Annotated in this window: 15 protein-coding genes; 10 read left to right on the top strand and 5 right to left on the bottom strand. The window is 73.6% G+C overall.

What is annotated here, in order from left to right:
- The first annotated feature begins 15 nt into the window (after nt 1-15).
- The 8 genes from ACF09E_RS33550 (at nt 16) to ACF09E_RS33515 (ending at nt 18483) form a co-directional block, all read left to right on the top strand.
- A complete protein-coding gene (locus tag ACF09E_RS33550; protein ID WP_392209787.1) occupies nt 16-2616 on the top strand; it encodes an SDR family oxidoreductase in 2601 nt (866 codons plus the stop codon).
- Between the two features lie 26 nt (nt 2617-2642).
- A complete protein-coding gene (locus ACF09E_RS33545; RefSeq protein WP_392209769.1) occupies nt 2643-9173 on the top strand; it encodes a beta-ketoacyl synthase N-terminal-like domain-containing protein in 6531 nt (2176 codons plus the stop codon).
- Nucleotides 9166-10287, top strand: a complete 1122-nt coding sequence (locus ACF09E_RS33540; RefSeq protein WP_392209767.1) for a DNA alkylation repair protein — start codon at nt 9166-9168, stop codon at nt 10285-10287. Before ACF09E_RS33545 ends, ACF09E_RS33540 begins: the two co-directional genes overlap by 8 nt.
- Nucleotides 10284-14381, top strand: a complete 4098-nt coding sequence (locus ACF09E_RS33535; RefSeq protein WP_392209765.1) for a bifunctional SDR family oxidoreductase/pyridoxal phosphate-dependent aminotransferase family protein — start codon at nt 10284-10286, stop codon at nt 14379-14381. Before ACF09E_RS33540 ends, ACF09E_RS33535 begins: the two co-directional genes overlap by 4 nt.
- Nucleotides 14382-14589: 208 nt before the next feature.
- Nucleotides 14590-14892: a hypothetical protein gene (locus ACF09E_RS33530; protein ID WP_341623410.1), complete on the top strand. Its 303-nt coding sequence runs from the start codon at nt 14590-14592 to the stop codon at nt 14890-14892.
- Complete coding sequence (locus ACF09E_RS33525) at nt 14889-16058, top strand: class II histone deacetylase (protein ID WP_392209763.1); 1170 nt, start codon at nt 14889-14891, stop codon at nt 16056-16058. The genes ACF09E_RS33530 and ACF09E_RS33525 overlap by 4 nt, the downstream gene beginning before the upstream one ends.
- Nucleotides 16059-16069: 11 nt before the next feature.
- On the top strand, nt 16070-16885 hold the full coding sequence (locus tag ACF09E_RS33520; RefSeq protein ID WP_392209761.1) for a thioesterase II family protein: 816 nt from the start codon (nt 16070-16072) through the stop codon (nt 16883-16885).
- Nucleotides 16882-18483 (top strand): MFS transporter, encoded by a 1602-nt coding sequence (locus ACF09E_RS33515; protein WP_392209759.1) that lies wholly within the window; start codon nt 16882-16884, stop codon nt 18481-18483. Before ACF09E_RS33520 ends, ACF09E_RS33515 begins: the two co-directional genes overlap by 4 nt.
- A 70-nt stretch (nt 18484-18553) precedes the next feature.
- On the opposite strand, the gene ACF09E_RS33510 is transcribed toward ACF09E_RS33515, so the two are convergent.
- Nucleotides 18554-18994, bottom strand: coding sequence for a VOC family protein (locus ACF09E_RS33510; protein ID WP_392209757.1), 441 nt, complete (start codon nt 18992-18994; stop codon nt 18554-18556).
- A 188-nt stretch (nt 18995-19182) separates the two neighbouring features.
- On the opposite strand from ACF09E_RS33510, the gene ACF09E_RS33505 reads away from it, so the two are divergent.
- Entirely contained in the window at nt 19183-19530 is a 348-nt protein-coding gene (locus ACF09E_RS33505) for a VOC family protein (RefSeq protein WP_392209755.1), read from the top strand.
- 18 nt (nt 19531-19548) lie between these two features.
- Here ACF09E_RS33505 and ACF09E_RS33500 read toward each other — a convergent pair whose 3' ends face one another.
- Nucleotides 19549-20139: a TetR/AcrR family transcriptional regulator gene (locus ACF09E_RS33500; protein ID WP_361850275.1), complete on the bottom strand. Its 591-nt coding sequence runs from the start codon at nt 20137-20139 to the stop codon at nt 19549-19551.
- Between the two features lie 171 nt (nt 20140-20310).
- On the opposite strand from ACF09E_RS33500, the gene ACF09E_RS33495 reads away from it, so the two are divergent.
- The gene (locus ACF09E_RS33495; RefSeq protein WP_392209753.1) at nt 20311-21048 is read left to right on the top strand and encodes a dienelactone hydrolase family protein; all 738 of its coding nucleotides are present in this window, start codon (nt 20311-20313) and stop codon (nt 21046-21048) included.
- A gap of 490 nt (nt 21049-21538) precedes the next feature.
- Here ACF09E_RS33495 and ACF09E_RS33490 read toward each other — a convergent pair whose 3' ends face one another.
- The 3 genes from ACF09E_RS33490 to ACF09E_RS33480 form a co-directional block, all read right to left on the bottom strand.
- The gene (locus ACF09E_RS33490; protein ID WP_392209751.1) at nt 21539-21850 is read right to left on the bottom strand and encodes a hypothetical protein; all 312 of its coding nucleotides are present in this window, start codon (nt 21848-21850) and stop codon (nt 21539-21541) included.
- 70 nt (nt 21851-21920) lie between these two features.
- On the bottom strand, nt 21921-23027 hold the full coding sequence (locus tag ACF09E_RS33485; RefSeq protein WP_392209749.1) for a PI-PLC domain-containing protein: 1107 nt from the start codon (nt 23025-23027) through the stop codon (nt 21921-21923).
- Between the two features lie 331 nt (nt 23028-23358).
- A complete protein-coding gene (locus ACF09E_RS33480; RefSeq protein ID WP_392209747.1) occupies nt 23359-24102 on the bottom strand; it encodes a methyltransferase domain-containing protein in 744 nt (247 codons plus the stop codon).
- Between the last annotated feature and the right edge of the window lie 194 nt (nt 24103-24296).

Here is a 24296-nt window from a genome sequence, read left to right as displayed (position 1 = left end):
AAGGTGTTGTTGTCGATGGAGCGGGGTGTGGTTCCTCCGTCGTTGCATGTGGTGCGGCCGAATGATCACATTCGGTTCGAGGGGACTCCGTTCTTTCTGGCGGATCGGGTGTCTGTGTGGGCGCGTCCGGTGGACGGTCCGCGTCGGGGTGCGGTGAGCGCGTTCGGGATGGGCGGGGTCAACGCCCACGTCATCCTGGAGGAGGCACCCGCAGTCCCGGCCCGGGACGTACCCGCCCCGGAGTCGTACGTGGTCCGCGTCACCGGCGCCGACGAGCCGGCCGTACGGAAGCTGGCCGGCGCGTACGCCGCCCGCTTCGACACGGCCCGCGACTCCGCCGAGACGGCCGACCTGTGCCACACGGCCAACACCGGCCGCTCCCCACTGGAGTACCAGACCGCCGTGCACGGACGCACGGCTGCGGACCTCGCGACGGCGCTCCGCTCGGTCGCGGACGGGGCGCACCCCGTCGCCCGCGTCGACATCGACCTCACCGCCGACGCGGCCGCCGCCCTGGCCGGGACGACCAAGGCCCCCGGTCACCCGGCCCGCGCGGCCGAGCTCGCCACCGCCGGGTACGCACACGTCGACTGGTCCGGGCTCTCCCCCGCGGGGGCCCGTGTGACGGACCTGCCCACCTACCCGTTCGCCGGTGCCCCGTTCTGGCGCGGCCCCGAGGAGACCGAGCCCACCGGATACGCCGGAACACCGGCGCCGGACGGACGTACGGGCACACCTGCCGTACGCGTCGAGTGGCGCGCCCGCGCGCTGCACCAGGCCGCCCCGGCCGGTCCGGCGACGGTCAGCGTGGCCGCGGCCGATCCCGCCCTCGGGCAGGCCCTGACCGGACTCCTCCGGCACCGGGGCGTGACCGTCGTCGCACCCGGCGCGCCGGCCGACGCCGCCGTCGTGATCGGAGCACGGGACACCCGGCACGTCGACGTGGCGGAACTCGCCTCGTTCTGGACCGAGTTGGGTGATCTGGTGCGGACGCTGCCACCGCGGGCCGGTGTCCTCTGGGCCTCGTTCGGCGGGGCGGACCCGAACACCGCGGCGCAGGGCGCGCCCGGGGCGAAGAGCGGCGAAGCCCGCCCCGACCCGGTCCGGGCCGCGACCGCCGCGGCCGTCCGGGCCGCGGGCGCCGAAGGGCGTCGGCCCACCGCCGTCGTCCACCTGGACCCCGCCGATCCGGCGGCCGACCAGGCCGCCCACCTGGCCGCCGAGCTCGCCGCACTGGCGTCCGGCGCGCCCCACACCGACTCCGCCGACGCGGGGACCACCGCCGCCGCCTACCGGCAGGGCGTCCGCTACGTGCCGGAGAACGTGCCCGCCAGGCCCGGCCCTCCCTACTTCCTTCCGGCCGAGGGCTACTGCCTGGTCACCGGAGGGCTCGGAGCCGTCGGACTGCGACTGACCGAGCGTCTCGTCGCCCGGGGCGCCCGGCGCGTCGCCGTCGTCGGCCGGTCGCCCCTCGACGCCACCCGAGCCCAAGCGCTCCGTGAGCTGGCGGGCGACGCCGAGGTCGAGTACGTGTCCTGCGACGTCTCCGACCCGGCGGCCCTCGCCGCCGTCACGGACCGGCTCGGGCGGACCTGGGGCCGACTGGTCGGCGTCGTGCACGCCTCCGGAACCGTCAACGCCTTCGGCGCGATGCACCGCCGCCCCTGGACCGACGCCGAGAAGGTGCTCGCGCCCAAGGTGGCAGGCTCGCTGAACGTCGTCCGCCTGGCCAAGGAACAGCGCGCGGACTTCGCCGTCCTCGTCTCCTCCGTCGCTGGCACCCAGGCCCTGGCCGGGCGCGGACTGGTCGACTACAGCCTCGCCAACGCCTTCCAACTCGCCCTCGCGGAAAGGGAGGACGACGAGGTCACCGCGGTCACCGCGCACGCCTGGCCCAACTGGACGGGCATCGGGATGAAGGCCGACGACACCTACTCCGCCGCGCACTCGGTCGGCGCCGACGAAGCGCTCGACGCCTTCTTCGACCACCTGCGGTCGGGCGGCGCCGTCGTCTTCCCCGGCACCGCGTCCGCTCCGGCGGGCAGGCCGGGTACATCGGGTACCGCGGGGCCGACCGTGGCGGCGTCCCCTCCGACCACCTCGGCGCTACCGGCCGCCGGCGCCGCTGGACCCACCGGTCCCGGGCCGCAGCCGGGGGGCACCCGGCGGGACACGACCGCGACGCGCGCCCGCGTCCGGGACGCCTTCCTCCACGTCCTGGGCGAGGACCCCGGCGCCCGGCCCCTCCAGGCCCTCGGCCTGGACTCCCTGATGATCGCGGAACTGACCACCGCCCTCGAACGGGGCGGCCCCACCGTCGACCCGTCGCTCCTCCTGCGGGCCCGTACGGCCGACGACATCGCGGCCGAACTCGCCGAGCTCGGCGACCTGTCCGCATCCGCCGGCACTCCGGCACCTGGGCACACACCCGCGCCCACGGGCACACCCGCACCTGTCGGCACTCCGGCGCCCGCCGGCTCTCGCGCACCCGTCGGGGCTCCGGTACCCCCGGCACCCGCCGCGCCCGACCGTGCCGGCGCCGACGATGCCGCCCTGAGCGCGCTGCTCCGTCCCCTGCTCGACCACGACGGCGGGCGCGGGGTGGTCCAGGCATGACCCGCGAGCCGAACGAAAGGAAACCTGTGAGCGAGCTCGACACCCGCATCGCCGTCATCGGCCTCGCGGCGAGGCTCCCGGGCGCCGAGGACGTGGCCGACCTGACGGCCATGCTGGGTCGCGAAGGAGTCGAGGTCGGCGAGGTCCCGCCGAGCCGGTGGGCCCGTCACCTGTACCTCGGGGAGGCGCCGCACCGCGGCACCCACCACCGGGGCGCGTTCCTGGTCGACCCGTTCTCCTTCGACCACGAGGCGTTCGGCATGACCGCCGAGGACGCCGTCCTCCTCGACCCGCAGCAGCGGGTCATGCTGGAGGTCGGCGCCCGGGCCCTGGAGGACTCCGGCTACCTGGGCGCGCGCCGCAGGCTCGACGCGGGCGTGTTCGTCGGCGCCCGGATGAACGCCTACGGCTTCGACCGGGGCCGAGGCCCGGTGGCCCCCGGCGTTCCGGACGCCGCGGAATCCGCCCCGGCGGGCACCGGCCCCGGCCCGGCCGCCCTGTGGGGGCGGTCGCAGAACTTCATGGCGGCCTGGCTGTCCGACCGCTTCGACCTCGCGGGCCCCAGCCTCGTCGTGGACACGGCCTGCTCGTCGTCGCTCTCGGCGGTCTGGCTCGCCTGCCAGAGCCTCGCCGCCGGAAGCTGCGAACTCGCCCTCGTCGGCGCGGTGGACCTGCTCATCGACCCGCTGACCTTCGTGCTCCTGTCCCGCACCGGAGCGCTGTCCCCGGACGGGCTGTGCCACACCTTCGACCGCCGGGCCAACGGCTACGTCCCCGGCGAAGGGGCCGCGGCCCTGGTACTGAAGCCCATGGCGGCGGCGCTGCGCGACGGCGACCTGGTCCTCGGTGCGATCAGCGGGGTCGCGGTCAACAATGACGGCCGCACCATGGGCGTCACCACCCCGAACCTGGAAGCCCAGATCGACCTGCTCGACAAGGTGTACCGGACCGTCGACCCGGCGACCGTGCAGTACGTCGAGGCGCACGGCACCGGCACCGCCATCGGCGACCCCATCGAGGTGCGGGCGCTCACCGAGGTGTTCGGGCGCCACGGCGTCCCGCGCAACTCGGTCGCGCTCGGCTCGGTCAAGCGCCGGATCGGGCACCTCCACTCGGCCTCCGGCCTCGCCGGCCTCGCGAAGATCATCCTGTCGCTGCGGGAGGGCACCGTCCCGGCCGTGGCCGTCGAGTCGCCCAACCCCCGGCTCAACCTGGACGACAGCCCCTTCCACCTGCCCGAGGCCCCCGGGCCGTGGCCCGACGTGCCCGTACGGCGCGCCGCCGTGAGCGGCTTCGGCTTCGGCGGCACCAACGCGCACGTGGTGGCCGAGGCGGTCCCCGCCCCCGCCCCCGCCCGCGGCACCGGAACGGCACCCGCAGGGGCCCGGCAGCCGGCCCACGTCCTGACGCTCTCCGCCGACACGGCCTACGGCCTGCGCGAACTGTGCGCCCAGTGGGTGGAGTTCCTCCCGGCCCTCCGCGGCCGGCCCGAGGAACTCGCCGACGTGTGCGCCACCGCCCGGCTCGCCCGGCCGCACCGCGCTGTCCGACTGGCCGTCGTCGGCGAGGACGCCGACGCGCTCACGGCAGCCCTGCGCGCCCGGCTCCTCACCCCCGGCCCCGGGGCCCCCGGAGCGGCGGCGCCCGCCGGCGCGACCCGCGCGACCGTCTCCGTACGGCCCGAGGCCGCCGCGGCGGCGCCCGCGTGGCTCACCGCCCTGGACCGTTCCACGCCCGCCGTCCACGACGTCGTACGCCGCTTCGAGACGGCCACCGGCACCCCGCTCGCCGCGTTCTCCGGCGAACTGCTCCGCATCCTGTCCGGAGTCGCCCTCGCCATCGCGCTGCGCGACCTCGGGCTGCCCGACGACGCCGTCGACCTCCCGCCCGGCTGGGACGCCGTCGCCGATTTCGTCCGGGGAACCGTGCCGCTGGAACAGGCGCTCGGCGACGTCCTGCGACGCGACGGGGACCCGGCCCGCGAAGCCGGCCACCGGGACACCGCCGGCCGCGACGTCGGCGCCCGCCTCGCCGGGGCCCACGACGAGCGGACCGCCTCGGCCGTCCTGGCGGCCGTCGCCGCCGACCTGTTCGAGAACGGCCGCGACGTCGACTGGGCCGTGTTCCAGCAGACCACCGGCACCACGTGGAGCAAGCGCCTGCTGCCGGTCGCCCAGCCGCGTGGCCGCGCGCTGAACCTCGCCGAACCGCTCCGGTCCGCCGAACCCGGCTCACCTGCCGAGCTGGTGGAGGACGGCGGCCCCGCCGGATACACGTACGCCCGGGTCTTCGGCCCGGGAGAGGTGCCCATCGCGCAGCACTCCGTCTACCGGACGCTGATGCTCCCCGGCGTGGCCTGGTTCGACTTCCTCCGGGAGGGAGCCGCCCTGCGCGGCGAGGCGTTCCACGGCACGCTGGACGTCCTCTTCCACCGCCCGCTCATCCCCGCGGGGGCCCGGCGCGTGGTCGGCCGGGTCGACGCCGACGGGCGGTTCCGGGTCGAGGACGGGGAGACCGGCGACGTCTTCGTCACCGGGCGCCTCGCCGCCCGCGCCGAACCGGCCCCCCGCCTCCCCGTCGGCGCCCTGCTGGCCGACTGCGCCGGGTCCGCCGTCCACGCGGGCTCCGGCCTGTACCGCTGGCTGCGGCGCATCGGCTACCACCACGGGCGCTACTACCGGAACATCTCCTGGGTGGCGAGCCTGCCGGACGGCGGCACCCTCGCCCGGATCGAGGGCCCCCGCCAGCGGGAGCTGAACCCGCCCGGCGTACAGCTCTTCCCCGGCCTCCTGGACAGCGTCACCGTGGCGGCCATCGACCCGGCCAACCCGGTCTTCGGCACCGCGGACGCCACCGCGTTCATCCCGCTGTCCGTGGGCCGGCTCGACGTCCTGGGCCCGCTCGACGACGCCGCGTACGTCCGGACCGAGATCGCCTTCTGGAACGACGAGGCGTGCCGGGTCACCCAGACCGTCACCGACGAGTCGGGCACGCCCCTGCTGGTCTTCGGCGACATGTCGTCCAAGCGCGTCCCGGCGCTGGCGTTCCACGAGGACGGGGCCACCGCGGCCGCGGCGGCCCCGGAACAGTCCGGCGGACCCTCGGCCGTCCGGCAGCGGGACGCCGTCCCGGCAGCGGTCCCGGCGACTCCGGCCGCCGCACCCGTGCCCGCGGCCGCACCCCTCCCGGCCGAGCCCGCTCCCGCCGCCCACGCGCCTGCCCAGGGCGCTCCCGCCGCCGAGCCGGCCCCCGCAGCCGTCGGCACGCCGTCCGCACGGGCCCTTGCCTGGTTCCTGGCACTGACGGACACGCCCGAGGAGCACGCCGACACCGAGTTCCTCTCGGCCGGGTTCGACTCCGTCGGCCTGGTGGCGCTGAGCGAGCGGATCTCCCAGGAACACGACCTGTCCCTGTACCCGACGGTCTTCTTCGAGTACGCGACGCCCCGGCAGTTCGCGGAGTTCCTGACGGAGGAGGCACCGGAACTCGTCGACCGGCTTCCGGGCCCCTCTACCTCGCACGCCCCTCCGGTGACGGGTCCAGAGGCCGCCCCTGTGACCGCCGAGGAACCGGCGGCCCAGCCCCACCCGACGACCCCCGTGGCCCCTGCGCTCCCCGTGACCTCAGCGACGTCCGTGGCCCCCGTGGTCCCGCCCGTTCCGGCGTCCCCGATCGCCGAGGCACCTTCGGTCGCCCCGGCGGCCCCCCGGCCACAGGAGGCCCCGCGGCCGGCCGCCCCGGCGGCGCGCGTCACCGCCGTCCCCAGGCCCCGTGGCGCCGACGAGGCGGCGTCCGGCGACAGCCACGCCACCCGGGCGCGCGACATCGCGGTCGTGGGAGCCGCGATCAGGCTGCCCACGGCCGCAACGCTCACGGAGTTCGCCGAGCTGCTCGTCGAGGGCCGCGACACGGTCGGCCCGCTGCCCGAGAACCGGCGCGGTGACGCCGCCGGGCCCCTCCCGCACGCCTCCTTCCTCGACCGGGTCGACGCGTTCGACCCGGCGCCCTTCCGGATCTCCGCCCGCGAGGCGCCGCTGATCGACCCGCAGGCCCGCATCGTCTACGAGACCATCTGGGAGGCCCTGGAGGACGGCGGACGCGGCGGCGCCCGCGCCGCCGAGTCCCGCACCGGGCTGTGGATCGCCTACAGCCACGACCACTACCACGAGGAGCGGTTCCGCCACGGCGTGCCCGAGGGACGGGGCCTGGGACTGGAGGCGATGATCGCCAACCGGCTCTCCTACCTGATGGACTGGCGCGGCCCCAGCACCGTCGTCAACACCCTCTGCTCCTCCTCGCTCGTCGCCCTGCACTCCGCGCTCCAGCACCTGCGCTCCGGCGACATCGACACCGCGGTCATCGGAGCCGTGCACGCCGGGCTCAGCCCGGAGTACTTCCGGTCGATGGGCGACATGATGGCGCTCTCCCCGCGGCAGCGCAGCCGTGCCTTCGACAGCACCGCCGACGGCTTCGTCCCCGGCGAAGGTGCCGTGGCCGTCGTGCTCCGGCGCTGCGACGACGCGCTGCGCGACGGCGACCGCATCCGGGGCGTCGTCAAGGGCGCGGCCGTGAACCACGGCGGCCGGACCACCCGTTACTCGGCGCCGAGCCCGCGCGCCCAGGCCGAGGTCATCTCGGCTGCGTTGGTGGATGCGGGTGTGTCGGTGGAGTCGATCGGCTTGGTGGAGGCGCATGGGACGGGGACGAGTCTGGGTGATCCGATCGAGGTGGAGGGTTTGACGCGTGCGTGGCGGGGTGTGACGTCTCGTTCGCAGTTCTGTGCGTTGGGTTCGTTGAAGGGGAATGTGGGGCATCTGGAGCCGGCTGCGGGTCTTGCGGGGTTGGTGAAGGTGTTGTTGTCGATGGAGCGGGGTGTGGTTCCTCCGTCGTTGCATGTGGTGCGGCCGAATGATCACATTCGGTTCGAGGGGACTCCGTTCTTTCTGGCGGATCGGGTGTCTGTGTGGGCGCGTCCGGTGGACGGTCCGCGTCGGGGTGCGGTGAGCGCGTTCGGGATGGGCGGGGTCAACGCCCACGTCATCCTGGAGGAGGCACCCGCGGTTCCAGACCGTGAGGTGGTGGGTCAGGAGTCGTATCTGGTGCGGGTGGACGCGGCCGACGAGACCTCCGTCCGCGCCCTCGCCGGCTCGTACGCGGACGCCCTGGCCGCCGCGGACGAGAACCTCGTGGGCGACTTCGCGTTCACGGCGAACACCGGACGCGCCGAGAACAGGTTCGGTACGGTCGTCTCGGGCGCGGACGCGGGTGAACTCGCCGTCGCACTGCGGGACATCGCTTCAGGCGCGTCCCCCGTCACCCGTCGCAGCGCCGGGAAGCCGGCGCCGGTGGTCTTCATGTTCACCGGCCAGGGCTCGCAGTACGCGGGCATGGGCCAGGGGCTCTACCGCACGGAACCCGCCTTCCGCGCCGCACTCGACGAATGCGCCGACGTGCTCGCCGGACACCTCGACATCCCCCTGCTCGAGCTGCTGTTCACCGACACTTCCGGCGCTCTCGCCTCTACGCGGTATGCGCAGGTGGGGATCGTGTCGGTGCAGGTGGGGTTGGTGCGGTGGCTGGAGTCGTTGGGGGTGCGTCCGGATGTGGTGGTGGGTCACAGTCTGGGTGAGTTGAGTGCGGGGTGGGCCGCGGGTGTGGTGGGTCTGGAGGATCTGCTGCGTCTGGCCGTGGTGCGTGGTCGGTTGATGGAGTCGCAGCCGGGTGCGGGTGCGATGGCTGCGGTGCATGGTGATGCGGCTGTAGTCCTGGAGGCTTTGAAGGCGTTTCCCGGGGTCGAGGTGGCTGCGTTCAACTCTCCTCGTGTGGTGACGGTTTCGGGTCCGGTGGATGCGGTGGCGCGGTTCCGTGCGGAGTCGGGCCTGAGGTCGCAGGCGCTCGTGGTGAGTCATGCGTTCCACTCGGCGTTGATGGAGGGGGCGGTGGCTCCGTTCGCCGACGTGGTGGCGGGGGTCGAGTGGTCGGCTCCGCGGGTGGCGTTCGCGTCGACGGTGTCGGGTGGTTGGCACACACCGGAGTCGGTGGGGGATGCGGCGTTGTGGGCGCGGGGGATTCGTGAGCCGGTGCGGTTCGCGGAGGCTGTCGGGCTGGTGTCGGGTGTGGACGCGGGCGTGGTCTGGGAGATCGGCGCGCAGCCGCAGTTGACGTCGTTGGCACGCGCGTCGTGGTCGGGGGATGAGCCGTTGTGGTTGTCGACGCTGCGGCGTGACCGGGTGGATCAGGCGGAGGTGTATGCGGCGGTCGCGTCGTATGCCGCTTCGGGTTCGGGTTCGGTGGACTGGGCCGGCGTGCATGCCGGCAAGGGCCACCGCACGACGACCCTGCCCACGTACCCCTTCCACCGACAGAGGTACTGGATCACCCCGAACGCGAACGCGAACGCGAACGCGACGCCCGTCCCCGGCGCGGACCCGACCCTCCCCACGACCCCACCTCCTACCCCTGCCCCGCCCCCGACCCCATCCGCCCCCGATCCCGCCCTTCCGAACAACGTGCAACACCCGCACCACACGAACGAGAGGTACCAGCACCATGGCTAGCGAGTACGGACTGAAGCGTCACTTCAACGGCGACGCGGCCCGCCTCATCGGCGGCAAGATCCGAGTCGTCCACCCCGACTTCGACGTGGAGGACTACGCGGCCGAGACCGAGCGGCGCATCCCCGGACTGGAGCTGAAGGACCGTGTCCTGGTCCTCGCGGAGGGCCTGCGGGCTCGGCTCCCCGAGGACTACGAGAAGGCCGTGCCGATCCTCCTCGCCATCCTCGAGGACGAACTCGTCGAGGGCGAGGGCATGTTCAACAGCAGCTGGTTCCTCATGCCGGTGGCCCGCTTCGTCGAGGACTACGGCCTCGACCACCCGGAGCTCTCCCTTGAGGCCATCGAGGAGATCACCAAGCGGCACACCGGCGAGTACGCCATTCGGCCCTACCTCGAACAGCACTACGAGCTGACGATGCGGAAGGTGGCCGACTGGGCGGTCAGCCCCAGCCACAACGTGCGCCGGCTGGCCACCGAGGGCGTCCGCCCCCGGCTTCCCTGGCACCGCACGCTGGTCGTCTTCGTCAAGGACCCGCAGCCGGTCCTGGAGATCCTCGAACCGCTGCGCAGCGACCCGTCCGAGTACGTACGGAAGTCCGTCGCCAACAACCTCAACGACATCTCCAAGGACCACCCCGAGGTCGCGCTCGCCACGGCGCTGCGCTGGCTGGAGGAGAGCCCCACTCCCGAGACCCGCTGGATCGTCAAGCACGGTCTGCGCACCCTCGTGAAGAAGGGCGACCAGCAGGCCCTGGGTCTGCTGGGTGCCACCGGCGGCGAGCACGTGCGCGTGCCCCGGCTGCGCATCACCCCGGACGCGGTGACCGTCGGCGACACCCTCGTGATCGACTTCGACATCGAGAACACCGACGACCGACGGCACAGCATCGCCGTCGACTACGTGGTGCACCACGTCCGCAAGAACGGGCGCACCATCCCCAAGGTCTTCAAGCTGACCACGCTGGAACTCGGTCCCGGCGAGAAGCGGACGCTGGAGAAGTCCCACCCGATCAGGGAGGTCCAGACGCGCACGTACTACCCCGGCGAGCACGCCGTCGAGATCCAGGTGAACGGCCTCGTACGGGCCACAGGGCGCTTCGGACTGCGCACGTGAGCGCCCGCCTGATCACCCTGAGGGCCGCCGATCCGCTGGTCGCCGACCACCGGATCGGCGGCGTCCCGGTCGTCCCCGCCGCCGCCCAGATCGACGCCCTGCTCTCCGCCTGCGCCGCCGACCTGCCCGACCGGGTGTGGCAGCTGGAGCAGATCGCGTTCAAGACGCCGCTGACCGTCCCCGGCCCCGAGGCCGGCATCGAGGTGGCGGCGGCCGAGGACGGCCGGCACACGGTCCGTTCCCGGCCGGCCGCGCCCGCCGGGGAGCCGGTCGAGCACAGCGTCGCCCGGGTGTCGAGCACTCCCTTGCCACCGCCCCGCTACGTCGACGTGGCGGCGCTCAGGGCGGGCTGCACCGAGCACGTGCCGTCGGCGGACATGGCCGCGTGGCGGGACGCGAGCGGCATCACCTACGGACCCGCCTACCGGGTCGTCCGTTCGGCGCACCGGGGCCCCGGACGCATGCTGCTGATGCTCCGCGCCGAGGACGGCGCGGACGGCGGCGCGGTGCCCCCGTTCGTACCGCCGCCGCTGCTCGACAGCGTCTTCCAGTCCCTCGGCATGCTCGACGACGGCTCTGCCGGGATGTGCCTGCCCTGGTACGTCGGCCGGCTGGTGGCCCGCCGACGGATCTCCGGCACGGTGATCGCCCTGGTCGAGCGGGACGAGACCGCGGACACCGGCGGCGGTGCCGTCCGCGGCCGGGCCCTGGTCTGCAGCCAGCAGGGGGAGGTCCTCCTGGAACTGGACCGGATCACCCTCAAGTCCGCCGGCCCGACGGCACCCGCCCCCTCCGGCGGCTCCGTCACCGCGCCTGCCGTACCCGGGGCAGCTCCCGGAGCGGCCGGAGCACCGGCCGCCGCGTCCACCGAGACCCCGGCCCCGGTCGAAGGCGACCAGCCTGCGGCCGGGCGGGGCCCGGTGGCCGTCCCCACCGTCGAGACCCTGGTCTGGCACGCGACGGCCCCGCGACCCACCCGCCCCGACCCGGCGGCCGAAGCGGGGGAATCCGTCGGCACCGGCGAACCCGCCGGCGCCGGGGGAGGGGCGGCCGACGCCGAGCGCACCGTCCTGCTGGTGGCGGCGCACCCGCCCCGTGCGGCCGAGGGCCACCGGTTCCTCCACCTGACGCCCGAACGGCTCGTCGACGAGGGCCTCGACGCCCTGCCCGACGGCGCCGTGCCCCGGGACGTCGTCTACGTGGCCCCCGACGGCCCGGAGAACGACGCGGCTGCGGCGACCAAGGCCCTCCAGGACGTGTTCGCGCTGGTCCGCCGGCTCGCCGCCCGTACGCCCATGCCCGACCTGCTCATCGTCACGGGCACCGCGCACGCGGTGACCGAGGGGGAGACGGTCGACCCGTTCATGACGGCCCTGTGGGGACTCGGCCGCACCCTGCGCGTCGAGCACCCGCGCACCAGGATCCGGCTCGCGGACCTCGGCTCCGGCCCGGCCCGGGCCGGAGCCGAGGAGGGCACCGACGGGGCCGCCCTCGTGGAGGCGCTGCGCCGGGACGACACGGAGCTCGCCCTCAGGAACGGCACCTGGTACGAACCCGTGCTGCTGCCGGCGCCCCCGGCCCCCGCCCGCGAGGTGCGGTACCGGGGCGGCCGGTTCCTCATCACCGGCGGCATGGGCGGCATCGGCCTGCGCGTGGCGGAGTTCCTCGCCGACGAGGGCTGCGCCCGGCTGACGCTGGTGGGGCGGACCGTACCCGCGGAGGGCGAGGCACGCGCGCGCCTCGACCGGCTCGCCGAGCGCTGCGACCTCCAGATCGTCGCCGCGGACGTCCGCTCCCCCGGGGAGTCGCTGTCCGGCCCCTTCGACGGGGTGTTCCACGCGGCGGGCGTGCTCCGCGACGGACTCGCCCGCAGCCTCATGCCCGACCGGGTCGACGCCGTCCTCGGCCCCAAGGTCGGCGGGACGCACGTCCTCGCCGACCTCGTGTCCGACGGTGAACACCCGGCCTTCGTCGTCCTGTTCTCCTCGATCGCGGCCGTCCGGGCCAACCTCGGCCAGAGCGCCTACGCCGCGGCCAACGGCTACCTGGACGGCTACGCCGCCCGTCGACGGGCCGAGGGCCTGCCCTGGTACAGCCTCGGCTGGGGCCTGTGGACGGTCGGCATGGGCGAGGCCGTCGCGCCCCGGGCCGCCGCGCACGGCGTCGCCGCGCTCACCGAGGACGACGGGATCGGCCTGCTCCGCACGGCCCTGGGCCGCCCACCCGCGCACTACGTACTCTCCGCCGCGAACGCGAAGGACGCATCCATGACTGCTGTCACGCCCGACGCCGGCCTCTGGCCGTCACTCACCCTCGCCGTCGGCAAGGTCCTGCACCTCGACTCGGTCTCCGCCGAGGACGACCTGCTGGAGCTGGGCCTCGACTCCATGATGGCCGTCGAACTCGCGGCCTCGCTGGCCGCCGACGGACTCGACGTGGACCCGATGGTGTTCTTCGAGCACACCCGGGTCGGCACGCTCCTCACCCACCTGGAGACCCTCCCGCGCGCCGCCGCCCGGCCGTCGGCCCCGGCCGCCCCCGCGCCCCGCGAGTCGTACGCGGCGGCGCCCTCCGCTCCGGCCCCTCCGATCGCCGCGGCGCCCGCCGCCCCGGCCCCGCAGGCCCCGCCGGCCTCGGTGTGGCCGGCGACGACGACGGCTCCCGTCCGGGCCGACAACGGCTTCGCGCCCGACTGGGACCGTTACCGCGACACCGAGCCCGCTCCCGCTGCCCCCGCGGCCCGTCCGGCCCCCGCCGCCCCGCCGACCCGGCCGCCGACCCCGCGCCCGGCACCCGACGCCGCCTTCGCCCCGGCCGCCCTGCCCGCACCCGGCACGGCGCCCGCCGCCGGTCCCCGCATCCCGCGCCGCACCCTGCCCGGCCGGCTCGACGACGCCCCCCAGGGCACCTTCCTCGACCGCCGCATCGACGCCCTGTCGGCCGACGACCGTGGAATCGTGGCGAGGGGCGAGTACTTCTACGAGCCGGTGATCGAGGAGGCGTCGGGCTCGCGCATCAAGTTCGACGGCCGCTGGTTCCTGAACTTCGCCTCGTACAGCTACCTCGGGCTGATCGGGCACCCGTACATCGACGAGCAGGCGCTGCGCGCCGTCGAGCAGCACGGGACCGGCGCCCACGGCGTACGCCTGCTGGCCGGCACCCTGCACCTGCACCGCGAGCTGGAGCTGGCCCTCGCCCGCTTCCTCGGCGCGGAGGACGCCATCGTGTTCTCCAGCGGCTACATGGCGAACGTGGCCACGGTCGGCGCCCTCGTCGGCCCGGGCGACACCGTGATCGGCGACGTCTACAACCACGCCAGCATCCTGGACGGCTACCGGCTGTCCGACGCCAAGGTCGTCACCTACGCCCACAACGACCTCGCCGACCTCGAACGCGCCCTGCGCAAGGCGGGCGACGGCGGCCGGCTCGTCGTCACCGACGCCGTGTTCAGCATGGACGGGGACGTGGCCGACCTGCCCGGCATCCTGGAACTGTGCGAGCGCTACGACGCCCCGCTCATGGTCGACGAGGCGCACAGCCTCGGCGTGCTGGGCGACACCGGGCGCGGCATCACCGAGCACTTCGGCATCGACCCCGACCGCGTCCACGTCAAGATGGGCACGCTCTCCAAGACCGTCCCGAGCGCCGGAGGCTACGTCGCCGGCTCCCGCGACCTGATCTTCGCGCTGAAGAACAACGCGCGGGGCTGGATGTTCTCCGCGGCGGCCACGCCCGCCCAGGTGGCCGCGGCCAAGGCCGCCGTCGACGTGATGGCCGCCGCGCCGTCCCTCCCGCGTGAACTGCGGGCCAGGACCACCCGCTACCGGGACCAGCTGCACGCCCTGGGGTTCGACACGCTCGCCAGCGAGACGCCCGTCGTCCCGCTGATCTGCTCCAGTGCCGACCAGGCCGTGGAGATGGCGCGGCTGTGCCAGCAGGACGGGCTCTTCGTCCAGCCGATCGTGTACCCGGCCGTCCCGCGGACCCTTCCGCGGCTGCGGACGATCGTCAACCTCAGCCACACCGAGGCCGACCTGGACGCGGCGGTTCTCACGCTCGAGAAGGCCGGCCGCGCCTGCGGCCTCATCCGCTGACCCGCGCCGGCCCACCGGTGCCGCGCGACACCGCTCCCCGACCGCGGGAGCACCGCGCACCCGTGACGACCGACCGACGCACGGACCCGCGCACCACCCGGAGCACCACAGCGTGTTCCGGCCTCCGACACCCGACCGCCGGCCGCACCACGGCCGACGCGCCGGTTGACGTACCGACCGATGCACCGCGAGCAAGGGGGATTCGACCATGACCGACACCACGGCGTTCTTCGGAGCGGTTCTGAAGACCATCGCCTCCACCCGCAACCACGACAGTGACCCGGCGGCGTTCGCGTCCGGAGTGGCGGAGCCGGCGGCGCGCATCCGCGCGCTGGAGAAGGAGATCGGCGAGAGGGGACTGACCCCCGCCGAGGCCGAGGAGATTCTCCGTCTGCTGGAGACGACGCTGCGCACCAAGCGCACCCCCGACGAGGAGCGCGAGTACTACCTCCAGTACATAGAGAAGGCTTCCGGCGTCAGCCGCGCCTCGCTGGGAGTGTCCGGCTGGTGAGCGGCTCCCGACTCGCGTGGTTCAGCCACGAGATCTGCTTCTGGCACGACCCCGGCGCCGGCTCGGGGTACGTGCCGGTCGGGCCGGGCGTCGAACCGCTGCGGCAGTTCGCGGTCGACCCGGACCTGCGGCGCGCGGAGGGCCTGGTCAAGGCGACCGGGGTGATGGACCATTACGCCGTCCACACCCCGGCGCCCGCCACCGACGAGGAACTCCTCCTCGTGCACGGTCCCGGCCACATCGAGCGGATCGAGGCCGCCTCGGCGGCGGGGGCCGGCGACGCCGGCGTGTACGCCCACGTCAACTACCACAGCGCTCGGGCGGCCAGGCTCGCCGCCGGGGCCTGCGTGCAGGCCGCGACGGGCGTCCTGGACGGCAGGTTCGACCGCGCCTACTGCCTGGTCCGGCCGCCCGGGCACCACGCCGAACCCGACCGGGCGATGGCGCTGTGCCTCTACAACAACCTGGCGGTCGCGGCCCGCGCGGCCCAGCGGCGCGGGGCACGCCGGGTGCTGATCCTCGACTGGGACGTGCACCACGGCAACGGCATCCAGCGCACCTTCTACGAGGACCCCGACGTCCTGTACGTCTCCGTCCACCAGGACGGACTGTTCCCCGCCGCGTCCGGTCTCGTCATGGAGACCGGCGCCGGGGAGGGCACGGGCGGCACGCTCAACGTGCCGCTGCCCGCCGGGTCCGGCCACGGCGCCTACCTCGCCGTCATGGAGCGGATCGTGGAGCCCGCGGCCCGCGCCTTCGCCCCGGACCTGATCCTGGTGGCGGCGGGCGTGGACGCGGGCGGCCACGACCCGATGGGCCGGATGATGTGCACCAGCCGCACCTTCCACGCCATGGCCTCGGCCATGGTCCGGCTCGCCGACGAACTGACCGGCGGCCGGGTCGTGTTCGCCCACGAGGGCGGCTACTCGGCGTGGTACCAGCCGATGCTGGTGCTCGGCACGGCCACCGGGATCGCCGGGCTGCCGGCGCCCGAGGACCCGTTCCTGCACTCCCTGGAGCACCTTCCGGGGCAGCGGCTCCAGCGCCACCAGGAGCGGGTGATCCTGCACCTGGAGAAGCGCCACCCGCTCCTGGCCGGCCGCGCGCCGGCCCGGCAGCCCGTGACGGCCGGACACCCCGTGTCCGGGGATGCGGGGCCGGGATGAGCGGCTGGTGGATGAAGGTGGGCAGTGGGGCCCGCCGTACCGCCGCGAGCGGCCCGGGGCACGTGCCCCGGGCCCGCCCGCGGTTCCGGGTGGTGGCGCTCCCGCACGCCGGCGGGTGGCCGTCCGCCTTCCGCTCGTGGTGGCAGGTGCTGCCGGAGGACGTCGAGTGCGTGGTGGCCCAGCTGCCCGGCCGGGGCGCCCGGATCGGCGAGCCGCCCGTGAACCGGGTGGAGCCGATGGTCGAGGCCCTGGCCCGGGAACTGGCCGAGCTGGAACCCCTGCCGTACGCGGTCGTCGGACACAGCTTCGGCAGCGTGCTCGGCTTCGAGCTCACCCGGGCGATGGAGGCCAAGGGCCTGCCCCCGGCACGTCTGGCGGTGTCGGCGCGGCAGCCGCCGTGCTTCCCCAGCGAGCCGCCCTTCGCCCACCTCAGGACCGACGCGGAGCTGCTGGAGCACCTGACGGACATCGGGGGGATGTCCCCGGGGGTGAGGGACCGCGCCGACCTGGTCGGTCCGTCGCTCCGGGCGATCCGCGCCGACCTGGAGGCCATGGAGACCTACCGGCGTCCCCGGTCCGGGGTCGCCGTCCCGATCCTCGCGCTCGGCGCCGTCGACGACCCGGTGGTGATCGGCGACCGGATGCACCTGTGGTCGCTGGAGACCTCCGGCGGCTTCGAGTACCGCACCTTCTCCGGAGGCCACTTCTACCTCTACACCCCTGCCCACGCGGCCGCCGTCACGGCGCTCCTGCTGCCCTCCTCCAGCGCGCCGCCCGAGGCGGCGCCCCCTATGCCTCTGCCCGGTGTCCGCGCCGGGCAGCGATGAGTACGTCCCCGAAAGGAACACCGTTGACCACCGACGTCGACACCCCCGCTCAGGCAACGCCACGTGAGTGGCTGGGCCTGGCAGTCCTGGCACTGCCGACCCTGCTGCTCTCCATCGACGTGAGCGTGCTGCACCTCGCCGTGCCCCACATCAGCGCGGCCCTGGACCCCTCCGCCTCCCAGATGCTGTGGAACATCGACATCTACGGCTTCCTGATCGCCGGCTTCCTGGTGACCATGGGGACCCTGGGAGACCGCATCGGCCGCCGCAAGCTGCTGCTGATCGGCGCGGCCGCGTTCGGCCTCGCCTCGCTGGCGGCGGTCTACGCCGACGGCCCGGTGTCCCTGATCGTGGCCCGCGCCGCCATGGGCCTCGCCGGAGCCACGCTGATGCCCTCCACCCTGGCCCTGATCATCAACATGTTCCAGGACGCACGGCAGCGCGGTGTGGCCATCGCGGTCTGGGTCACGATGTTCTCCGTGGGCATCGCGCTCGGCCCGGTGGTGGGCGGCGCCATGCTGGAGTACTTCTGGTGGGGTTCGGTCTTCCTGCTCGGCGTGCCGATCATGGCGCTGCTCCTGGTGGCCGGTCCGATGCTGCTGCCGGAGTACCGTGACGAGGAGGCCGGGAGCCTCGACCTGACGAGCGTGGCCCTGTCGCTCGCCGCCATCCTGCCGGTGATCTACGGCCTCAAGGAGATCGCCAACGACGGGTTCGGCGCGGTGCCCGTCGCCGCGCTCGTCGTCGGTCTGGTCGTCGGCGTGCTCTTCGTCCGCCGTCAGCGGACCCTGGAGAACCCGCTGATGGACCTGGCGCTCTTCCGGACCGCCACCTTCCGGACCGCGCTGGTGACGCTGCTGCTCAGCATGCTGGTGGCGGGCGGCACGTACCTGATGGTGACCCAGTTCCTGCAGCTCGTCGGCGGGCTGAGCCCCATGAAGGCGGGTCTGTACCTGCTGCCGGCGGCGTTCGCGCTGATCGTCACCGCGGTGGTCTCCCCGATGGCGGCGAGCCGCTTCCGTCCCGCGTACGTGGTGGCGGCCGGCCTGCTCGTCTCGGCGGGCGGGCACCTGATGCTGAGCATGGCCGACAGCACCTCGGGCATCGCCCAGGTCGTGACCGGTTTCGCCTTCGTGTACGCCGGTGGCGGACCGCTGATCGCGCTGGGCACGGACATCGTGGTCGGAGCTGCTCCGCCGGAGCGGGCGGGCGGGGCGGCCGCGCTCTCGGAGACCAGCACCGAACTCGGCATGGCGCTGGGCGTCGCGATCCTCGGCAGCCTCGGCGCCGCCCTGTACCACGCGGGCGTCAAGGTGCCGGAGGGGGCGCCGGACTACGCTGGTGACACGCTGGCCGGGGCCGTCGACGCCGCCCAGGGTCTGTCCGCGGATGCGGCCTCCGGGCTGCTGGCCTCCGCGCGCGAGGCGTTCACCGACGGTCTGAACGTCATCGGCGGCATCGGCGCCGCGGTCGCGGTGGCCTCCGCCGTGCTGGTCGCCATCGTCGTGAAGCTGCCCGCCACGGGCGGGCAGCCCGAGAACGCCGAGGACGCCGAGGGCGCGGTCGAGGCTGCGCCGGTCGTCGGCGCGGAGAAGTAGCGGCACGTCACGCCCCCGCGAGGAGGCCCCGGTTCGGCCCGCGTCCCCCGGTGGACGCGGGCCGAACCCGTCATGCCGCCGTGTCGGCGCCGTCCGTGTAGGCGTCGGCGTACTCGGCCGTGGGAGGGATGGGCGTGATGACGTCCACGAGGACGCCGTCCGGGGCGGCCACGATGAAGTGGCGCTGCCCGAAGGCCTCGCTCCGCAGTTCCAGGGCCACCCGGAGCCCCGCACGCCGCACCAGGCGCTCGTACTCGGCGTCCACGTCCGTCACCTCGAAGTTGAGGAGGAGGCCGCCGGCCGGACGGCGGTGGCCCTCGGGAACGGTGGGATGGTCGGCCGAGACCAGACCCAGTTCGTGGAACGGCGGTTCGGGCCGGCGCAGGCTGACGTACCAGTCACTCGCGTAGGTCGTCTCGAAGCCGAAGTGCGTGCGGTAGAAGTCCACCGACTCGTCGAGCACTTCGGTGCAGATCACCGGATAGAAGCTGGTCAGGGTCGAGGAGGTCATGGTGGCACCGTTCCGATCGCGAGAGACGTGCGTTCGTTTCCTCAACGACCCTCGCGTCCCGGCGTCACGCCGGGGGCGTGTCCTGGGCGCGGTCCGCTCGTTGCCCTTCCCGAGGGCGCGTTGACATACCAGAGGTACGCCCTTAGCGTCATTTGACCTACCGTTGGTATGTGAGCGGAGCCGTCTCGATGATAACCAGCCTCTGTCCGGTGATCTGCACCTCGCGTATGGACCAGACCCGCAGCTTCTACGGAAGACTCTTCGGGCTCACCGTCGCCTACACGACGCCGTGGTACACCGAGCTGGTCCGGTCGGGCGAGCGCCACCCGACGCTCGCCCTCCTCGACCACACCCACCCCGCGCTGCCCGAGGCGTTCCGCACGCCGATGCGTGCGGTCCGGATCACCCTGGACGTGGAGGACCGCCCCGAGGTGTGGGAACGACTCGCCGCCGACGGAGCCGTACCGGCCGACGACCTGAGGCGCGGTTCCCTCCTCGACCCCAACGGGGTCAGGATCGACCTCCAGACGGCCTGACCGCGGGCCGGGCGGACGTCACTTCGTCCGCAGCGCCTCCAGAAGACGCGTCAGAGCGTGCCGGGTGGCCTCCAGGTCCGCGGAGTCCTCCGACGAGGCCAGCCACAGCGCGGCCTCGTTCATCGCCCCGGAGAGCAGATGCGTCAGCGGCGCCGCGGGCTGTGCCGGGATGACGCCCTCGGCGATCAGCATCTCGAGGGCGTCGGCCAGGTGCCGGCCCGAGGTGGCCGCCGTCATCGCCCGCCAGCTCGGCCACCCGAGCACCGCCGGCCCGTCCACCAGCATGACGCGCTGGACCGAGGGGTTCGTGGTGGCCTCCAGGAACGCCTGGCAGCCCGAGGCGAGTTGGCTCCAGGAGTCCTCCTGGGCGTCCGCCGTCGCCGCGACGTACGCGGCCACCTCCTCCTGGACCTCCTCCAGCACGGCACGGAAGAGCGCGGTCTTGCTCTCGAAGTGGTGGTAGAGCGCCCCCTTGGTCACACCGGCCGCCTGGACGACCTCCGACAGGTTCACCGCGGCGTACCCGTGAGTCGAGAAGAGCCGTCGGCTCTCGCTCAAGAGGGTGTGCCGCGTCTGTTCGCGCTGAAGCGCCCGGACCCCATTTCCCATCGTGCCCCCCGATTCCGTCTGGCTTGCCGAAAGCTTGCACATACGGTACTTCGTGACCGCGCGAGCGGGTAGCTCAGCGTAGTCGGCCCTCTCGGCCGCACCACCCGTCTCGTTCCGCCAGTGGCGGAACAACCGCCGCACCGGGCTTGGCTGTTACTACAGTCGCACCCCATGACGACGATTACGACGCGAACGGTCGAGTACCCGGCCGACGGTCTGACCATGGTCGGGCACCTCGCACTCCCGGCCGGTACCGACCGCCGGCCCGCGGTGCTGGTCGGACCGGAGGGCACCGGGCTCAGCGACGTCGAACGCCGCCGGGCCGACGCCCTCGCCGAACTGGGCTACGTGGCGCTCGCCTTCGACATCCACGGCGGGCGCTACCTCAGCGACCCCGAGGAGATGCTGGCGCGTTGCATGCCCCTGCTCGCCGACCACGACCGGATGCGCGGCATCGGCCACGCGGCCCTCGCCGTGCTGCGCGCCGAACCGCGCACAGACCCCGACCGGATCGCCGCCATCGGATACGGCACCGGAGGCGCGATCGGGCTGGAACTGGGCCGCGACGGCGCAGACCTGCGCGCGATCGGAACGGTCAACGCCCTGACCACCGGCCGCCCGGGAGAGGCGTCCCGCATCCGATGCCCGGTGTGGGCCGGGGTCGGCTCGGAGGACCCGATCATGTCGCCCGCCCAGTGGAACGCCTTCAGCGCCGAGATGCAGGCCGCGGGCGTCGACTGGCGCCTCGCGGTCTACGGCGGGGCCCTGCACGCCTTCCACCACCCGACGGTCGACCACCCCGCGGTCCCCGGCGTCGCCTATCACGCACGGCACGCCGAGCGCGCCTGGCGCGACGTGACCGGCCTGCTCGCCGAATGCCTGCCCCTGCCGGACCGGCCGGAGGCCTGACCCGGGGGGCCCGGGACCAGGGCTCGGGCGGCCCGGGACCGACGGTCGGACGGACCCGGCCGACGGCGCCTGAGCCGACCTTCGGGCGAGTGCGCCGGGCAAGGCGGCCCGGAGAGGCGGGCGTGGTGAACGTGCGGTCCGGCGACGGGCTACTGCCGTCGGGTCCGTTGCCCGGGGGCGGCGCTCTGAACGCCGGGGCCGGGGGTGCGCCGAACGTCTCCGCGTGTCCCTGCGGGGTGCGCGGGGTGTCCGGGTGCCGTACGGATCCGGCGGCAGCCCGTCGTGCCTACGGGCGGGCCCCGGTGACGCCGAGGGGGAATGGGCGTCACGGGGCGGGCCCGCTCCGGAAGGCCCACCCCCACGGTGCGCACTTCCGATACTCCACCGTCTGACCCGGGTTCCCGCGCTCAAACGCGTTGTTCTCCGGGAGCTCTGAGAAACCGGGTCAGCGCCCCCTCCGGGCTGCCCGCCCGGCGCCGCCGCCCGACCCTCAACGAGGCCGTCCCGGTGGTGGGGTGACACCGCCCGGCAGGACGGTCTCGAAGCCGTCCGGCCATTCGTCCTCGTCGAGCACGTGGTCGTCGACGACGAAGCAGTCCGGCTCGTCGGCGAACCCCGGGAGGAGGCGCGCCCGGCGCATGCGCTCCTCGGCCTTGACGCGCGAGGAGTAGACGCCGAGCAGCTTGGCGTCGTCGCCCTCCTGCTCGTCGACGAAGACGTCCTCGCCGTCGGTGTGCAGGGTGGTCCGATCTGGTCCGGCTTCGTTCCGGTGTCCGATGTGCCACAGCAGGGAGACGATCATCGAAGCAGGCTACCCGCGTTCGCGGCCGGGTCTGTCGCCGCCCGGCGACGGCGTCCGAGGAGAGGCCGCGTCAGTTCCGGGCGTTGAGCTCCGCGACGATGCCCGCGGGTGTGTGACCGCTCGTGTCCGAGATGCGGTGGAAGTCGACCGAGACGAAGTTGGGGTCCCGGTCGCCTGCGGCCGGGCGGCACTGCCGGTTGATGCGGTCGCGGAGTTTGGACCCGTTGTCGAGCGCCGAGTTGATGACCGTGGGCACGTTGCGGTGATGGCTCATCGTGAAGAGCCGACGGAATCCGGGCTCCTGGCGGTCCAGGGGCACGTCGGACCAGCGGGTGACGCAGGAGACGTCGTTGCCGAGGTCGCCCAGGCTCCAGTAGTTGCTGACGGTCCAGTTCTTGTCGTACATCACGCCGAGGTGCTCACGGTCGCCCTCGTCGCTGAAGAGGAGCAGACGCTTGCCGGAGCCGATGAGCTCGGTCATCTTCGGCCACCCCTCCTGGCGGACGTTCCAGGCGTCGGGCCGGAACAGCAACTGGTCGAGGCCGCGTACACGACTCAGGGAGCTGCCCAGCTGCTGCGCGGACACGTAGTCCTCCAGAAAGACGCTCACGACCTCCTGGGGGTGGGTGTTCAGGAAGTCGACCACGGTCTGCAGGGTGCTGTGGAAGGACTGACGCGGGAGCGCGTAGGTGACCCCGGCGAAGGTCTTGCACTCGCCGTGGCAGAGATACACGTCGCTCGGGTAGCAGTCGCTCCCGAAGCTGATGACGCACAGCCACGTGCTGCGCTCGTACCAGTGCGTGTCCAGGCTCAGGCCGCGCACCCCGTTGTCGAGCTGGTGACGGATGGACTCGGACTGCGCGACCGAACTCCAGCGTGAGTCCTCGTAGTTGGTGAACGCGTTGTGCGTGGCGAGGAAGGTCGCCTCGTCGAGTCGCCGGTCTCCCCACCGCGCCTCTGCCTGGGCCGCCGCCGCGCCGCTCGACTGCGCCGCGGCCGAGAGCGCCCGGGCGGGTGCGGGTGGAGGCGCGGCACTGGCGAGCGTCGGGGCGGTGAGGAGGCTCAGGAGGAGGAGCAGCAGGAAGGAGAACCGCCGCGCCCTCCGTGAACCGGCGGCCCCGGACGCGCCCGATGCGAACCGCGGACCGGCGCCGCGGCGGACCTCTCTGTTTGGCATGTGCATGGTTGGCATGGCGTGGAGCGTAGCGCGCCTTCGCGTGATTCGAACCCATCGGTAACGTATGGATTGTTGTGGCCGGATATGCGCGCTCTGTCGCACCCTCGGGAGCCCGAGCCGTGCCGCTCCGCGGGCCTGTCCCGGCTGCTCGATCCCCCTCGGCCGCCCCGATGCCGAGGCGACCGGCTACTGAACCACCGTTCAGCCGCTCCGTGTCTACCGCCCCGCGCGGTCGCGGCGCAAGACCCCGTACACGTCCGCCGTCCGCCAGATCCCGGCGGGAAGCTGGCGGACGGCGGACGGCGGACGGCAGAGGGCGGTCGCGCCGAGGTCAGGACTCCCTGGTGAAGACGAGGACCTCCGTGGAGGCGAAGCCCAGGGGTGCTGTGAAGCTCGCCTCCAGGCCGCAGCCGAGGTGACCGAAGAGGTCCACGCACGCCTGGCGCGGCAGGGCGGCGGGGTAGGAGTCATGTCCCGGGCCGCCCTTGGCCGCCCAGTCCCGCACCGTCGCCGGATCGAGGCAGGTCTCCGTCATGGCGTCGAAGACGATCCGGCCGCCCGGGCGCGTGACGCGCGCCATCTCGAAGAAGTAGCGGGCGGCGACGAGGAACGTGACCGTGTTGAAGACCTTGTGCGCCTGAACGAGGTCGACGCTGTCGTCGGGCGTCGAGGCGAGGTCGCCCGCGCCGGTGGGCTGGGCGACCACGTCGAAGGTCTCCACGAGGTAGTCGGCCCAGGGCTTCGCGGTCTCGTAGATCTCGTAACGGTCCGGCGTGCACTCCTTGAGCGTCTTCTCCAGGTACCGGCCGGAGCCGGGGCCGATCTCCAGCACGGTCCGCGGTCCGGAGGCGAAGACCCCGAGGTCGCGCAGTTCGTCGATCGTCGACTGGGTGGCCCCCGGAGTCCCGTTCATGACCTCGTCCAGGTAGTCCCCGACGGACAGGCCCGCCGAACGGGCGGCCCGCATCGTGGCCTCGAAGGGCAGGAAGTCGTCGACCCCGCCCCGGTTGTTGGTACTGCGCACGATGTCGAATCCGGTGCGCCCAAGGAGCCGCTTGAATCCCGACTTCAGCACTTCTCTGCCCTTCTTGCTGCGTAGATCGTGTAGGTGGTCGCGAGGGAGCGGCATCCGCGTCCGAGGCCGTCCGCGGTCGAGACGGCGGGGATGGAGGGCGGGGAAGGGACGCCGACGGGAAGGGGAGAGGCGCTGCGCGGGAGGGCGGCCGGGGCCAGGACGGCGACGGGGCGTAAGGCGGTCAAGGTCAGGGG

The sequence above is a fragment of the Streptomyces sp. NPDC014891 genome, from assembly GCF_043081085.1.
Taxonomy (GTDB): domain Bacteria; phylum Actinomycetota; class Actinomycetes; order Streptomycetales; family Streptomycetaceae; genus Streptomyces.
The sequence above is the reverse complement of the archived record's forward strand: the minus strand, read 5'-3'. Positions and strand labels throughout refer to the sequence as shown.